Here is a 15,171-nt window from a genome sequence, read left to right on the forward strand (position 1 = left end):
GGTTGTGGAGGAAGTGTGTTGCCGCACCATGGGGAAGAGGGCGCTGGGGAATGGGGCGGGATGATGGATAGGCGTCTCACATGGTGAACTATTGATGTCCGGCTGGTAGTCTGCCGGTAACACAGTGCCGTTATACTGACCTCCCATGTCAGAGAAACTAGAAGAAACGCGCCCCGTCGCGCCCCTCGTGCCGGGCAATGAGACCTCCGGCCACCCGCTCGTCGAGCTGACCCACGTCGAGAAGCACTTCGGCGATCTGCACGTCCTGAAAGACATCAACCTCACCGTCAACAAGGGCGAGGTGCTCGTCATCGTCGGCCCGTCCGGCTCCGGCAAGTCCACGATGTGCCGCACCATCAACCGTCTGGAGACCATCGACTCCGGCGACATCCGCATCGACGGCAAAGCCCTGCCGCAGGAGGGCAGGGAGCTCGCCAACCTGCGCGCCGAGGTCGGCATGGTGTTCCAGTCGTTCAACCTGTTCGCCAACAAGACCATCCTGGAGAACGTGACGCTCGCGCCGATCAAGGTCCGCCATATGGACAAGAAGGAGGCCGAACGCCTCGCCATGGACCTGCTCGCCCGCGTCGGCGTCGACTCGCAGGCGGGCAAGATGCCCTCCCAGCTCTCCGGCGGCCAGCAGCAGCGCGTCGCCATCGCCCGCGCGCTCGCCATGCGCCCGAAGGTCATGCTGTTCGACGAGCCGACCTCCGCGCTCGACCCGGAGATGGTCAACGAGGTGCTCGACGTCATGGTCGAGCTCGCCCACGAGGGCATGACCATGCTGTGCGTCACCCACGAGATGGGCTTCGCGCGCAAGGCCGCGGACCGCATCGTGTTCATGGCCGACGGCCAGATCCTCGAACAGAACACGCCCGACGAGTTCTTCGAGCATCCGAAGACCGAGCGCGCCAAGGACTTCCTGTCGAAGATCCTCACCCACTGACGGACCGAGGGAAAGACAAGAAGGCAAGCATATGACGTTCAAACCATCAGTGAAGCGGATGGCGCGCCGCGCGGTCGCCGTCGTGGCCGCGCTCGCCTGCACGATGTCGCTGGCCGCCTGCGGCTCCGACGAGGCGGGCAAGATCCGCATCGGCATCAAGTTCGACCAGCCGGGCCTCGGTTTCAAGAAGTCCGGCACCTACGTCGGCTTCGACGTGGACGTGGCCAAGTACATCGCCAAGAAGCTCGGCTACTCCGAGGACGAGATCATCTGGAAGGAGGCCCCGTCCAAGCAGCGCGAGGCCATGCTCCAGAACGGCGACGTGGACATGATCCTCGCCACCTACTCGATCACCGACGAGCGCAAGAAGGCCGTCTCCTTCGCCGGACCCTACTTCGTGGCCGGTCAGGACCTGCTCGTGCGCAAGGACGACACGTCCATCAACGGCCCCGAGGACCTCAACGGCAAGCGCCTGTGCTCCGTGACCGGTTCGACCTCCGCTGCCACCGTCAAGGAGAAGTTCGCCTCCGAGGTGCAGCTCATGGAGCAGCCGGGCTACGCGGAATGCGCGACCGCCCTGTTCTCCGGCATCGTCGACGCGGTCACCACCGACGACATCATCCTCGCCGGCCTCGCCTCCGCCTCCCGCGGCAAGCTGCGCGTCGTCGGCAAGCCGTTCACGCAGGAGTACTACGGCGTGGGCATCAAGAAGGGCGACACCAAGTTCGCCGCGCAGATCAACAACGCGATCGTCGACATGATCCAGGACGGCTCCTGGAAGCGCGCGATCAGTGACAACACGAAGGGCACGGCGTACACGCCGAACGCGGAGTACAACCCGCCGACGCCCGACGAGGGCGAGGGGGACAAGTGATGAACGGATTCCTCGAACTGTTCAGCCAGTACGACGTGCCCGGCGCGTTCCTCGTCAACATCGAACTGACCCTGTGGAGCGCCCTGTTCTCGATGATCCTCGGCGTGATCCTCGTGGTCATGCGCATCTCGCCGATCTCGTCCCTCAGGGCCGTGGCCGGCGCCTACGTGGAGCTGTTCAAGAACCTGCCGCTCACCATCATCATGGTGTTCATGGTGCTCGGCGCGTACGCGCAGCTGAAGCTCACCTTCTCCGACACGTTCGCCACGAACTTCTTCTGGCTGGCGGTCATGGGCCTGAGCCTGTACACGGCCGCGTTCGTGTGCGAGTCGCTGCGCTCCGGCATCAACACGGTGCCGCTCGGCCAGGCCGAGGCGGCCCGCGCGCTGGGCCTCGGCTTCATGCAGTCCGCCACCGAGATCATCCTGCCGCAGGCGTTCCGCGGTTCGGTCGCCCCGCTCGGCAACACGCTGATCGCGCTGCTCAAGAACTCGACCGTCGCCGCCGCCGCGTCCGTCTCCACCGAGACGTCGTCGCTGATGAGCCAGATGATCGAGTTCCGCCCGGACGTCATCATCCAGATCTTCCTGATCTTCGCGTTCGGCTACGTGATTCTGATCATCCCGATCGGCATGCTCACCACGTACCTGTCCAACAAGCTCGCCGTGAGGAGGTGACCGAGTCATGGCCGATACTTCCAATTCCGTCCTGTTCGATGCGCCCGGTCCGAAGGGCCGCCGCACCATCCGCATCATCAACTGGGTCGCCGGCCTGGTCTTCGCCGTACTCGTCGTACTTATGCTCATGCGTCTGCACAACCCGCCGGACGGCGAGAACCAGCTGAGCTGGGAGCTGTGGAAGCCCGCCCTCGAGAAGGAGGCGTGGACCGACTTCTACCTGCCTGGCCTGTGGATGACCGTCAAGGCGACCGTGCTCGCCGTGGTCGGCGCCGTCCTGTTCGGCCTCGTGTTCGGCGTGGGACGACTCCTGCCGAACCCGCTCGTGCGCGGCGTGTCCGCCGTGATCGTCGAGTTCTGCCGCGCCGTGCCGGTGCTGCTGCTCATGATCTTCTTCTGGCGCTGGTTCGCGTTCGCCGGATTCCCGAGCCCCTCGTACTGGGCGGTCGTCATCGCGCTCGTGCTCTACAACGGCTCGGTCGTCGCCGAGCTCGTGCGCTCCGGCGTCGGCAATCTGCCGAACGGCCAGCGTGAGGCGTCCCTCGCCCTGGGACTCACCGAAACGCAGTCGCTCATCCAGATCGAGGTGCCGCAGGCCGTCTACGCGATGCTGCCCGCCGCCGTCACCCAGCTCGTCGTCGTTCTGAAGGACACGGCGCTCGGCTCGATCATCATGTACACGGATCTGCTGCAGGAGTCGCGCCGACTCGGCTCGATGTACTTCAACATCCTGCAGACGCTCGTCATGGCCGCGGTCATCTACTTCATCGCCTGCTGGCTGCTGTCCCGACTCGCCGAATGGCTGCCGGAACGCATGCAGCAGCGCACGGCCGCGCCCGCCGAGCCCGAGCCGGTCGCGCCGATCGCCGCCGGCGACCCGTCGAACATCAACCAGATCGCCGTCGCCAAGGAGGTGGAGGAGCTGCCGCTCGGCGGCGCGCCCCGCCAGTACCACGTGCACCACCGCGGCACGAACGCGTCGATCCGCAACTGGCGCCGCACCCGCTACGAGCAGGGCTACGACGCCACGCAGCCCGAATCGCAGATCGATCCGGAGACCGGCCGTCTGATCCGCGACGAGGAGGCGGAACGCAAGGCGAAGGCCGCGAAGGCGGCGCGCCTCGCCGCCAAGGCCGCCAAGGAGAACGGCGGCGAGCCGCCCGAACGCCACGACCAGTACGGCCACGGCGAGAAGCACGACCGCGCCGTCTTCAAGCCGCACGGCGACATCGGCAAGAAGGACCACAACCACGACGACATGGGGCACCGTCTGAAGATCTGAGCGACACGAAGAGTTCACCCATCGTTCGGCCGCGCCCCTCGTCGCGTAGCGAAACGGCGGATAGGTTAGGGAGCATGACACCGTTCCCGAACCTGTCCGCCGTCATCGTATCCGCGCGCATCCGGTCCCTCCGCGCCGTGGCCGCCGTGTTCGTCGCCGCGACCGCGGCCGTCGCGGCCGTCGCCCTGGCCGCCGTCGCGCCGATTCCCGGCGCCGTCCCCGCCGCGCGCGCCGACCAGCTGCCCAACCCTGACTGGGCGGCCCTCCTCGCCGACTACGAGAAGGACTACTGGAAGGCGCCCACCAGCGCGCGGGACGGCGGCAAGGTGCTCGACAAAACCGTGATGAAGCGCGACGGGGACCTCGCCGTCGCCATCAACCACAAGGGGGCCGAAGGCGCCGACGCCGACGGGCTCACCCCGCAGCGCAGACGCGCGCTCGTCGACTCCGACCTCAGGGCGCGCGAGACCATGCCCGACGCGCTCGGCCCCGTGCTCGGCCGCTACATGCGCGAAGGCATCGACGGACACCGGCTCGGCCGCGTCGTCGACCTGTTCCGCTTCGACGTCGCCTCCACCTACGAGTCGAAGCGGGCGGCCATGCACCCGCGGCCCTACCTCGACCGCTCGGTGAGCGCCTACAACGGCACGAACGACCTCGCGGGACTGCCCGCCACGCTCGACATCAGGCAGGTGCCCGCATGGGGCGACCACGTCCCCGGCTATTCGAACCTGCAGAAGAACAGCTCCTACCCGTCCGGACACACGACCACGGCCTATTCGTGGGGCGTGGCGCTCGCCGGCATGATCCCCGAACTCGCGCCGCAGATCATGGCGCGCACCTCGGAGGCGGGCAACAACCGCATCGTGCTCGGCGTCCACTATCCGCTTGACGTCATCGGCGGGCGCATCGGCGGCTCCGCGCAGAACGGGCAATACTGGCACAACGAGTTCGGCACGTCGGTCGCCCCCGCCGCGCGGCAGCTGCGCGCCTACCTCACCGAACGCTGCAGGGCGGACGGCCACGGCGCGACGCTCAAGGCGTGCATCGCGGACCTCAAGGCCACCGGCGAAGGCGGCTATACGAACGGGTTCCTCGACCCGATCGCCGACGAGCCGGTCAGGGACCGGGCGTCCGCCGTCCGCGTCTACGTCAAGCGCATGACCTACGGATTCGCGCAGAACAAGACCGAGAAGGGCGAACCGTTCACCGCGCCGCGCGGCGCCGCCGACGTGCTGCGTCTCGCCTACCCGCAGCTGCACGCCGACCAGCGGAACGCGATCCTCGCGAAGACCGCGCTCGACTCCGGATACCCGTTATGGAAGTCGTCCGACGGCTGGCAGCGCATCGACTGGGCGAAGGCCCTGTGCGCCCGCGTCACGTTGGATGCGAACGGCGACGTCGCCAAGGTCGAGACCGCCGACGACGCCGAGGGCGCGTTCGACGGTCCGACCGTCGTCAACGCGCAATACGCTGACCGCGGAAACCATCCCGACTCCGATGCGGCGGCCGGCGAGAACGGCGACGAGGCCGCCGGACCCGGGCCCGCGGCGAAGCGCCTCGATCGTCGGGCGCTCACCGCGGTCGCCCTCGGCACCGTCGCCGTCGCCGCGGTCGGCACGGCGTTGCGCGTGCGCGACCGCCGCCGCGCGCGCCGTGCCGCGTGACCGTCCGGTGCCGGCGAAATCGTCGCCACACGTCCGCGGCGGCGTACAATCGGCCCTATGGCCAAGGATGACAGGAAGAACGCCAAAGGCGGCGGCAGGACGCGCAAGTACGTCGACAAGGCGCTCGACCGCGCCGAGGAGCTGATCGGCTCGGTCGAGGACAGCGACAACGTGGCGGAGCGTCTCGCGCGCGCCGCGAAATCCAGCGAGCTGCTGAGCGCCGTCTGGTCGCTGCCGCCCGCGCAGCGGCTCATGTTCCACCACGGCGTCGACGTGGGGGAGCTGGCCGCGACGGGCGCGGGGAGCACCCCCGGCTTCGACGGCGACAAGTACGACGGCGAACGGTTCATCGACCTGAGCTCGTCGGGCATCGCCCGCTACCAGCGGCTCATGTACGCGAACGGCGTGAAGGGGTCGCCCAGAAGGCTGCTCATCGTGCTGCAGGGCATGGACGCCTCCGGCAAGGGCGGCATCGTGCGCCACGTGTTCCGGCAGGGCGACCCGATGGGCATCCACTACCACGGGTTCGGCAAACCCACCGAGGAAGAGGCGGGCCACGGGTTCCTGTGGCGCGTGGAACGCGAACTGCCCGATCCGGGGTGGATCGCGATCTTCGACCGCTCCCACTACGAGGACATCGTCATGCCGCACGTGTACGGCACGTTCCCCGAGGACGTGTGGCGGGCCCGCTACGACATCGTCAACGGGTTCGAGCGCAATCTCGTCGCCTCCGGATGCGCCGTCATCAAGATCTTCCTCGTCTCCAGCCGTGAGGAGCAGCGCCGGCACTTCCTCGCGCGCCTCGACGACCCCACCAAATACTGGAAGTTCGACGTCTCCGACCTGGACGCGCGCGACCGGTGGGACGACTACATGGACGCCTGGCAGGAGGTGTTCGAACGGACGAGCACGCCCGCCGCCCCCTGGTATCTCGTGCCCGCCGACAACCGCTGGTACTCCCGGGCCGTCGTCTCCGAACTGCTGCGCACCACGTTGCGGAACATGAACATGTCCTGGCCGCCGCTCGAAGCGGAAGTGGACGCCGACGAGGCGCGACGTCGGCTAAGCTAGGGAACCATGACCGACGAGAAGGAATACGAGGACGACAAGCGCTACGGGTCGCTGGGGCGGCTCGCCCCGGAATGGGACGGAAGCGAACGCGAGCGCAACCTCACGGACGACGACATCTACGAACGGTTCTTCGGCTGGGTGGAGGACGTCAAGGGCATCGAGCCATGGCCCCACCAGGAGGAGGCCATCATGGACCTGCTCGCCGGCGACCACGTGATCCTCAACACGCCCACCGGCTCCGGCAAGTCGCTCGTCGCGCTCGGCATGCACTTCGCCGCCCTGTGCACCGGCCGCCGCTCCTACTACACGGCACCCATCAAGGCGCTCGTCTCCGAGAAGTTCTTCGACCTCGTCGAGGTGTTCGGCCGCGACAACGTGGGCATGATCACCGGCGACAGCCACATCAACGCGGACGCGCCGATCATCTGCTGCACCGCCGAGATCCTCGCCAACCAGGCGCTGCGCGAGGGCGAGCATGCGGACATCGGCATGGTCGCGATGGACGAGTTCCACTACTACGGCGACCCGGAGCGCGGATGGGCGTGGCAGGTGCCGCTGCTCACCCTTCCGCAGACGCGCTTCCTGCTCATGAGCGCCACGCTCGGTAACGTCGACGCGATCGCCGACAAGCTTTCCGATTTGAACGACGTGCCCGACGTGGACGTGATCGCCGACGCGCCGCGGCCCGTGCCCCTGAGCTATGAGTACACGCTCGACCCGTTGGAGAAGACCGTCGAACTCGCGTTCAGGAACGGCGAGACCCCCATCTACGTCGTCCACTTCTCGCAGGACGCCGCCCTAGAGACCGCGCAGGCGCTCGCCTCCACCGGCGTCTCCAGCAAGGAGCAGCGCGCCGCCATCGCCGAGGCCATCAAGGGCGTCAAGTTCACCACCGCGTTCGGCAAGATCCTGCAACGGCTGCTGCGTACCGGCGTCGGCATCCACCATGCGGGTATGCTGCCGCGCTACCGCCGCCTCGTCGAACAGCTCGCCCAGCAGGGCCTGCTGCCCGTCATCTGCGGCACCGACACGCTCGGCGTCGGCATCAACGTGCCGATTCATTCGGTCGTGCTCACCGCCTTGACGAAATTTGACGGCACCAAGATGCGCCGCCTCAAGGCCCGCGAATTCCACCAGATCGCCGGCCGCGCCGGCCGCATGGGCTTCGACACGGAAGGCCTCGTCGTCGCCGAGGCGCCCGAATACGAGATCGAGAACCAGAAGGCCATCGCCAAGGCGGGCGGCGACCCGAAGAAGCTCAAGAAGGTCAAGCGCAAGAAGGCGCCCGAAGGCTTCGTCACGTGGAACCAGAACACGTTCGACAAGCTCATCGACGCCGCCCCCGAAACGCTCGTGCCGCACCTCAAGATCACGCATTCGATGGTGCTCAACGAGGTCGAGCAGGGCGGCGACGCCCGCGCGCGCATCGATGACCTCATCGACGATTCCGCGCAGACCCCCGATCAGAAGGAGAAGCTCCACCAGCGCGCCGACGAGATCTTCCAGACCCTGTTCGACACCGACGTGATCGAGGTGCTCGAAGGCCGCGACGGCGGCAAGGACTACGTGATGACGCTCGACGTGCCCGACGACTTCGCGCTCGACCAGCCGCTCTCGCCGTTCCTGCTCGCCGCGCTCGAACTGCTCGACCCCGAGTCGGACACGTACGCGCTCGACGTGATCTCCATGGTCGAGGCGACGCTCGACGACCCCAAGCAGGTGCTGCGCGCCCAGGAGCGCGCCGCCCGCGACAAGGCCATGGCCGACATGAAGGCCGACGGCCTCGACTACGACGAGCGTATGGACCGCCTTCAGGAGATCACCTACCCGAAGCCGTTGGAGGACATGCTCGACGCGGCGTTCGACCAGTACCGCCACGACGTGCCGTGGGCCAACGACTACTGGCTGAGCCCCAAGTCGGTGGTGCGCGACATGGTCGAGACCGCCTCCGACTTCACCGGCTACATCGCCCGCTACAACATCGCCCGCTCCGAAGGCACGCTCCTGCGCTACCTGTCCGACGCGTACCGCGCGCTCGCCCGCACCGTGCCGCCGGAGAAGCGCGACGAGCAGCTGGACGACATCATCGCCTGGCTGCGCGTGCTCGTGCGCTCCATCGACTCCTCGCTCGTCGACGAGTGGGAGAACGCGGGCGCGGACGGCTCCACGGACGCCTCCGAGGCGGCCGCGTCGCTCGCCGCCCCCGGCGCGCGCGACGCCGTCGTCGAGGACCGCCGCGGCCTCACGGTGCTCGTGCGCAACGCCCTGTTCCGCCGCGTCACGCTCATGGATCTCGACGATCCGGACACGCTCGGCGCGCTCGACAAGGACTGGGGCTACGGCGTGCACGAATGGGAGGACGCGCTCGACGACTTCTATGACGAGCACGAATACGTGAACACCGACGCGAAGGCCCGTTCCGCGGAGCTCTTCATGCTCGACACGAAGCACGAGAAGGACGAGCACTCGTGGAAGGTGCGTCAGATCATCGATGACTCCGACGGCGACCACGACTGGGCCATCGAAGGCGTCGTCGACCTCGACGCCACGCAGGAGAGCGGCGAGGTCGTCTTCTTCGACTACAAGGTCGGCAACGAATGACCGACAACGACCTGTTCGCGGCGTCGGACGCGCCCGACGAGGTGACGCGTCCGCTCGCCGTGCGCATGCGCCCGCGCACGCTCGACGAGGTGATCGGGCAGTCCCACGTGCTGGGGGAGGGTTCGCCGCTGCGGCGTCTCGCCAATCCGGCGTCGAAGGGCTCGCTCACCGCGCCCAGCTCGATCATCATGTTCGGGCCTCCCGGCGTCGGCAAGACGACGCTCGCCACGATCGTGGCCCGCCAGTCCGGCCGCGTGTTCGAGGAGCTGTCCGCCGTGACCAGCGGCGTCAAGGACGTGCGCGCCGTGCTCGACCGCGCGCACGAGCGGCTCGTCTCACGCGGCGAGGAGACCGTCCTGTTCATCGACGAGGTGCACCGCTTCTCCAAATCCCAGCAGGACGCGCTCCTGCCCGCCGTCGAGAACCGCGACGTCACGTTCATCGGCGCGACCACCGAGAACCCGAGCTTCTCGGTCATCAAACCGTTGCTCTCCCGTTCCGTCGTCGTCAAACTCGAATCGCTGGAACCGGAACAGCTCGACGACCTCGTCCGCCGCGCCCTCGCCTCCGAACACGGGCTCAAAGGCGAGGTGAAGGCCACCGACGAGGCCATCGCCGAGATCGTGCGGATGGCGGGCGGCGACGCGCGCAAGTCGCTCACCATCCTCGAGGCGGCCGCCGGCGCGGTCACCGGCGACAAGGCGCGCGAGAAGGGCAGACGCCGCCCGACCATCACGCCCGACGTCGTCTCCACCGTGATGGACGTGGCCACCGTGCGCTACGACAAGGACGGCGACGACCATTACGACGTGATCTCCGCATTCATCAAATCGATGCGCGGATCCGACCCGGATGCGGCCGTGCACTACCTCGCACGCATGATCCGCGCCGGCGAGGACCCGCGGTTCATCGCCAGACGCATCATGATCGCCGCCGCCGAGGAGGTCGGCATGGCCGCTCCGCAGATCCTCCAGGTGACGGTCGCCGCCGCGCAGGCGGTCGCGCTCGTCGGCATGCCGGAGGCCCGGATCATCCTCTCCGAGGCGGCGATCGCCGTGGCCACCGCGCCCAAGTCGAACGCGAGCTACAACGCCATCAACGAGGCGCTGGCGGACGTGGACGCCGGGCACATCGGCGCCGTGCCGCTGTATCTGAGGAACGCGCCCACCAAACTGATGAAGGAGTGGGGCAACCACGAGGGCTACCGGTACGCGCACGACTGGCCGGGGGCCGTCGCGCCGCAGGAGTACCTGCCCGAGGACCTGCGTGGACGGCGCTACTATCGGCCGAACAACCGCGGCTACGAACGCGAGGTGGGGGAGCGGCTCGCCCGCATCGAGCCGATCCTGCACTCCGGCGACGGCCCGCGGGACGGACGGGACGGACGGGACGCCGGGACGGGAACCGATCGGGAAGAACGGACGAAACAGGCGGACAGGTAAGCGGTTACGGGGTACAATGAGCCCGATACGAAACGACGGACGCGCCACGCCATCATGACCATGGCGGGAAAGGAGCACGCGATGACGCAGGACGAAAGCGCCGGTAAGATGATCCTCATCGTCGACGACGACCAGGCACTGGGCGAGATGCTCTCCATCGTGCTGGAGAACGAGGGGTTCCGGACCACCACCTGTCTCGACGGCCTGCGCGCCGTGGAGATGTTCCCCACCGTCAATCCGGACCTCATCCTGCTTGACGTCATGCTGCCCGGCATCGACGGCACCGAGGTGGCGCGGCGCATCCGCGAGACCTCGTCGAACGTGCCGATCATCATGCTCACCGCGAAGTCCGACACCGTGGACGTGGTCGCCGGCCTCGAGGCGGGGGCCGACGACTACGTGCCCAAGCCGTTCAAGGTGGCCGAGCTCCTCGCCCGCATCCGCGCGCGCTTCCGCATCCGCGCCAAGCTCGCCGCGGCGGCCGGCAACGGCGGCGAGACGGGCGATTCCGACCCGCAGCACATCGAACGCGGAGCGATCGTCATCGACCGCACCGGCCACACCGCCACCAAGGACGGCGTCGACCTCGGGCTGACGCCGATGGAGTTCGAACTGCTCGCCGTGCTGGCCGCCGGCAGCGGCGAGGCCATCAGCCGCTCCACGCTCCTCAAGAAGGTGCGGGGCTACGACGGCGACACGCGTCTCGTGAACGTGCACATCCAACGTCTGCGCGCCAAGGTCGAGGACGATCCGGAGAAGCCGCGGATCATCGTCACCGTGCGCGGCATCGGCTACAAGTTCGTCCCGCCGGAGCATGATCCCGCGCGGGCGGCGGCATGACCGGCGCCGATCTGCGCGCGCGCATCGGCGACCGGTTCAGCTGGCGTCGTCTGCTGAAAAGCGGACGCGCCGAGGTCCGACGGTCGCTGCAGGCGCGCACCGTCGCCATGGTGGTCGCGGTCACGCTCATCGTGGCCGTCGTCTTCTCCGTCGTGTCGATGATCTCCGTGCGCTCCACGCTCCTCGACCAGGTCTCCACGCAGGCGCGCAACGACTTCTCGAACATGGTGCAGCAGGCGCAGACCGGGCTCGACTCGGCCGATGTCTCCGATTCGGTGCAGTACCAGCAGCTCGTCAATAATCTGGCCTCCTCGCTGCAGAACGAGGGCGCGTCGAACCTCGTGAGCGTCTATCTGCGCGGCAAGGACGACGAGAGCCGCCTCATCGTGCCCGTGTCCACCGACCCCACATACGAGGACGCCGTCACCGACGACATGCGCAGCGCCGTCGCCTCCGACACGCACAGCCGCGTCTTCTATCAGCCCATCGCGATCGACGTCGAGAACCGTACGGACGTGCCCGGCGCGGTGCTCGGCACCACGCTCGAATTCGGCGCGGCCGGCGGACTCGAGTTCTTCGCGCTGTTCTCCTACGAGTCGCAGGAGAACTCGCTCACCCAGATCCAGATGAATCTCATCTCCGTATGCCTCGCGCTGAGCGTGCTCGTCGGCATCGTCGTGTGGATGGCGCTGCACGGCATCATCGTCCCGGTCGGCGTCGTGGCCGCCGCGGCGGAGACCTTCGCCGCCGGCGATCTCGGCGCGCGCGTCCCCGTGACGCGCAAGGACGAGATCGGCTCCCTGCAGGACTCGTTCAACACGATGGCCGCCGCGTTGGACCAGAAGATCGACGAGCTGGAGGAGGCGGGCGCGATGCAGCGCCGCTTCGTCTCCGACGTGAGCCACGAGCTGCGCACCCCCGTCACCACGATGCGCATGGCCTCCGATCTGCTCGAAAGCCGCAAGGACGGGTACGATCCGATCACGCGACGCACCGTCGAACTGCTCTCCGGCCAGATCAACCGCTTCCAGGACATGCTCGCCGATCTGCTGGAGATCTCCCGCTACGACGCGGGCTATGCGGCGCTCGACCTGGTCGAGGCCGACATGCGCGAACCGATCCGCGAGGCCGTCGACCAGGTGTCCGGCCTCGCCCAGGCGAAGCACGTGCCGATCCACACGTTCCTGCCGAACATCGAGGTGCTCGCCTACTTCGACGCGCGCCGCATCGTGCGCATCGTGCGCAACCTGCTCTCCAACGCCGTCGACTTCGCGGAGGACAAGCCGATCGAGGTGAGGCTCGCCGCCAACCGTCGCGCCGTCGTCATCTCCGTGCGGGATTACGGCGTGGGCATGCCGCGCGACCAGGTGCCGCACGTGTTCGACCGCTTCTGGCGCGGCGACCCCTCGCGTGCGCGCACCACCGGCGGCACCGGTCTCGGCCTGTCCATCGCGATGACCGACGCGAAGCTCCACCAGGGCTCGATCCGCGTGCGCTCCGAACTCGGCGAAGGCACCTGGTTCCTCGTCACGCTGCCGCGCGATCCCGCGCTCGGCGTCGTGCCGGACAACGAGCTGCCGGTCGACTTCGAACGCGGCACCAGCCGTCCCGTCATCACCGGCGGCTTCGGCATCGCCGACAACCGCAGCGCCGACTACGTCAAGCACGGCTCGCGCGACGGCGGCGACGCGGGCGGCGTGAACACCATGGACGCCGCGGACGGCGGGACCGGCGACGGGAACGCCGGCGATGCGGGAAGCGACGGCCACGACGGGACGGGAGACGAATGATGGACGGACGGAACGGATCGGCCGATGGCGGCATGCCCGCGCCCGTACCTGCGCCTGCGTCCGCGCCCACGGCGGGCGCGTCGGCGCGTCGGCTCGCGCGTCGCTGCGTCCGCGTCGCCGCCGCATGCGCCGTCGTCGCCGCCGTATGCGCGGCGGGCGCCTGCTCCAGCCCGATCGGACTGCCGTCGGGCGGCGGCGTGCAGGCGTTCTCCCCGGTCGAACAGCAGACGCAGCGCGTCTACACGAGTCCGGAAGGACCGTCGGACAACGACCAGCCGGAGGACATCGTCGAGGGGTTCTTCAACGCGATGCCCGCCGGCGTGCAGTCCGACGGCTACCGGGTGGCGCGCCGCTTCCTCACCACGCAGGCCGCGGAGCAGTGGAAGGGCGACGCCGGCGCCGTCATCTACGACGGCACGCCCAGGTTCACGCGCAAGGCGAGCGGGCAGACCGGATCGCCCGAGGCCTCCGGCGGCATCGTGGTCGAGGCGGAGCTCAACGTGGTGGGCAGCCTCGACGCCCACGGACTGTACACGCCCGCCCCCGCGGACGAAAGCACCACCGTGATGACGTTCTCGATGGCGCAGTCCGACGGCCAGTGGCGCATCTCCCATCTGGCGGATGGCGTGGTCGTCTCCTCGGCCGACTTCGAACAGGTCTTCCGCCAGGTGTCCGTCTACCAGTTGGACGCCGCCGGCAAGCATCTCGTACCCGACGTGCGTTGGCTCAGCTGGCGCAATTGGCGCACCCAGGCCGTGCGCGAGGTGCTCGCCGGCGGCGCGGCCTGGCTGGGAGACGCGGTGCGCGACGTGAACACGGCGAGGACGACGCTCGCCGTGGACACCGTGCCCTTGACGGACGGCAAGCCGCAGGTGCGGCTGAGCACCGAATTCCTCAAGCTCGACGAGGAGTCGCGTGTCGCGCTCGTCCATCTCATCCGGCTTACGCTCGGCGACGGCGTGCCCAGCGCTCAGCTGCAGGTGACCGTGGACAGCGCGGACTATTCGGGGATCGACTCCGGCTTCGACCTCGACAACGGGCAGCCGAGCGTCGGCCTCTACACGCTCACCGACGGACGCGTCGTCTCCCTCGGCTCGTCGAGCCCCCTGCGCGTCGGCGAGACCGACGGCTCCCCGGGGGCGCGCGGATTCGCGTTCTCCGCCGACGGGGGAGCGGTGCTGCGAGCCGACGGCGTGGTCGAATGTCTCAAGGCCGACGCCTCCTCGTGCGGCGTCATGTTCTCCGGCGCCCGCGTCTCGTTCATCTCGGGCGGTCTCGACGGCGAGATCTGGGCGGTCTCGGACGGCGGCCACAGCCTCTATGTCTCGCGCGACGGCGTGGAACGGCATCTGTCGGTCGGTTGGCTCGGTTCGGAGTCGATCCGCGCCGTCGCCGTCTCGCCGGAGGGCGCGCGTCTCGCGTTGGCGCTCGACGACGGCGTGGTGATGGTCGGCGTGAGCCGCGACGGCAGCCTCGTGCCGTCGGGACTGTCCTCCCAGCCCACCGAGATCTCGCGGCAGCGCAACGTGACGATGATGACCTTCTACAACGATCTGAACCTCATCTACGTGTCGGTCCCCTCGACGGACGACGCGGACGGCCAGGGTTCCGGCGGGGATGGCGCGTCGGATTCGTCCGGTTCGGCCTCCGGTTCGTCGTCGGGTTCGTCCGGTTCGTCCGGTTCGTCCGGTTCGTCCGGTTCGTCCGGATCGTCGGTGGTGCAGAAGCAGCGGGGATACCGGCAGATCGCGCCCGGCCCCGTGCGCGAGCAGCGTCTGCCGGACACCACGGTGACGGGACTCGCCTCCGGGCAGATCGCGCTGTACCGCAGGCTGGCCGTGCTCGACGACCTCGGTGTGGTCCGGTCGGTGTCCGGTTCGCTCGACGGATCGTGGTCCATCGCCGATTCGCAGGTGACGGCGCTCGGCGCGCAGTGACGGACGATGACGGACGATGCGGTGCACATGCGTCGCGCATGCGC

At 68.3% G+C, this 15,171-nt stretch carries 10 protein-coding genes and 1 pseudogene; all 11 read left to right on the forward strand.

All coding sequences use genetic code 11. The annotated features are described in order from the left end of the window. Positions 1 to 145: 145 nt before the first annotated feature. The 11 genes and pseudogenes from AC1AYP_RS01005 to AC1AYP_RS01055 all read left to right on the forward strand — a co-directional run bounded on the left by AC1AYP_RS01005 (position 146) and on the right by AC1AYP_RS01055 (position 15,127). Positions 146 to 946 carry an amino acid ABC transporter ATP-binding protein gene (locus AC1AYP_RS01005; RefSeq protein ID WP_476501968.1) on the forward strand — a complete coding sequence of 267 codons (801 nt, stop codon included), beginning with the start codon at positions 146 to 148 and terminating at the stop codon, positions 944 to 946. A 31-nt stretch (positions 947 to 977) separates the two neighbouring features. After that, positions 978 to 1,820 carry a glutamate ABC transporter substrate-binding protein gene (locus AC1AYP_RS01010; protein WP_476544532.1) on the forward strand — a complete coding sequence of 281 codons (843 nt, stop codon included), beginning with the start codon at positions 978 to 980 and terminating at the stop codon, positions 1,818 to 1,820. Beyond that, positions 1,820 to 2,497, forward strand: a complete 678-nt coding sequence (locus AC1AYP_RS01015) for an amino acid ABC transporter permease (protein WP_476502039.1) — start codon at positions 1,820 to 1,822, stop codon at positions 2,495 to 2,497. The genes AC1AYP_RS01010 and AC1AYP_RS01015 overlap by 1 nt, the downstream gene beginning before the upstream one ends. Before the next feature lie 7 nt (positions 2,498 to 2,504). Then, positions 2,505 to 3,602: pseudogene (locus tag AC1AYP_RS01020) on the forward strand (amino acid ABC transporter permease); the annotation flags it as partial. A 251-nt stretch (positions 3,603 to 3,853) separates the two neighbouring features. Then, a complete protein-coding gene (locus tag AC1AYP_RS01025; RefSeq protein WP_476544533.1) occupies positions 3,854 to 5,446 on the forward strand; it encodes an acid phosphatase in 1,593 nt (530 codons plus the stop codon). Between the two features lie 57 nt (positions 5,447 to 5,503). Then, complete coding sequence (locus tag AC1AYP_RS01030) at positions 5,504 to 6,517, forward strand: PPK2 family polyphosphate kinase (protein WP_476544534.1); 1,014 nt, start codon at positions 5,504 to 5,506, stop codon at positions 6,515 to 6,517. A gap of 6 nt (positions 6,518 to 6,523) precedes the next feature. Beyond that, the gene (locus tag AC1AYP_RS01035) at positions 6,524 to 9,118 is read left to right on the forward strand and encodes a DEAD/DEAH box helicase (protein WP_476544535.1); all 2,595 of its coding nucleotides are present in this window, start codon (positions 6,524 to 6,526) and stop codon (positions 9,116 to 9,118) included. Further along, positions 9,115 to 10,560 carry a replication-associated recombination protein A gene (locus AC1AYP_RS01040; RefSeq protein ID WP_476546515.1) on the forward strand — a complete coding sequence of 482 codons (1,446 nt, stop codon included), beginning with the start codon at positions 9,115 to 9,117 and terminating at the stop codon, positions 10,558 to 10,560. The genes AC1AYP_RS01035 and AC1AYP_RS01040 overlap by 4 nt, the downstream gene beginning before the upstream one ends. Before the next feature lie 81 nt (positions 10,561 to 10,641). After that, complete coding sequence (gene mtrA / locus AC1AYP_RS01045; protein WP_476546516.1) at positions 10,642 to 11,400, forward strand: MtrAB system response regulator MtrA; 759 nt, start codon at positions 10,642 to 10,644, stop codon at positions 11,398 to 11,400. Then, positions 11,397 to 13,190, forward strand: a complete 1,794-nt coding sequence (gene mtrB, locus AC1AYP_RS01050) for an MtrAB system histidine kinase MtrB (RefSeq protein WP_476544538.1) — start codon at positions 11,397 to 11,399, stop codon at positions 13,188 to 13,190. Before mtrA ends, mtrB begins: the two co-directional genes overlap by 4 nt. Next, the gene (locus AC1AYP_RS01055) at positions 13,187 to 15,127 is read left to right on the forward strand and encodes an LpqB family beta-propeller domain-containing protein (protein WP_476546517.1); all 1,941 of its coding nucleotides are present in this window, start codon (positions 13,187 to 13,189) and stop codon (positions 15,125 to 15,127) included. The genes mtrB and AC1AYP_RS01055 overlap by 4 nt, the downstream gene beginning before the upstream one ends. The last annotated feature ends 44 nt before the right edge of the window (positions 15,128 to 15,171 follow it).

This window comes from Bifidobacterium sp. LH_424 (assembly GCF_056356895.1).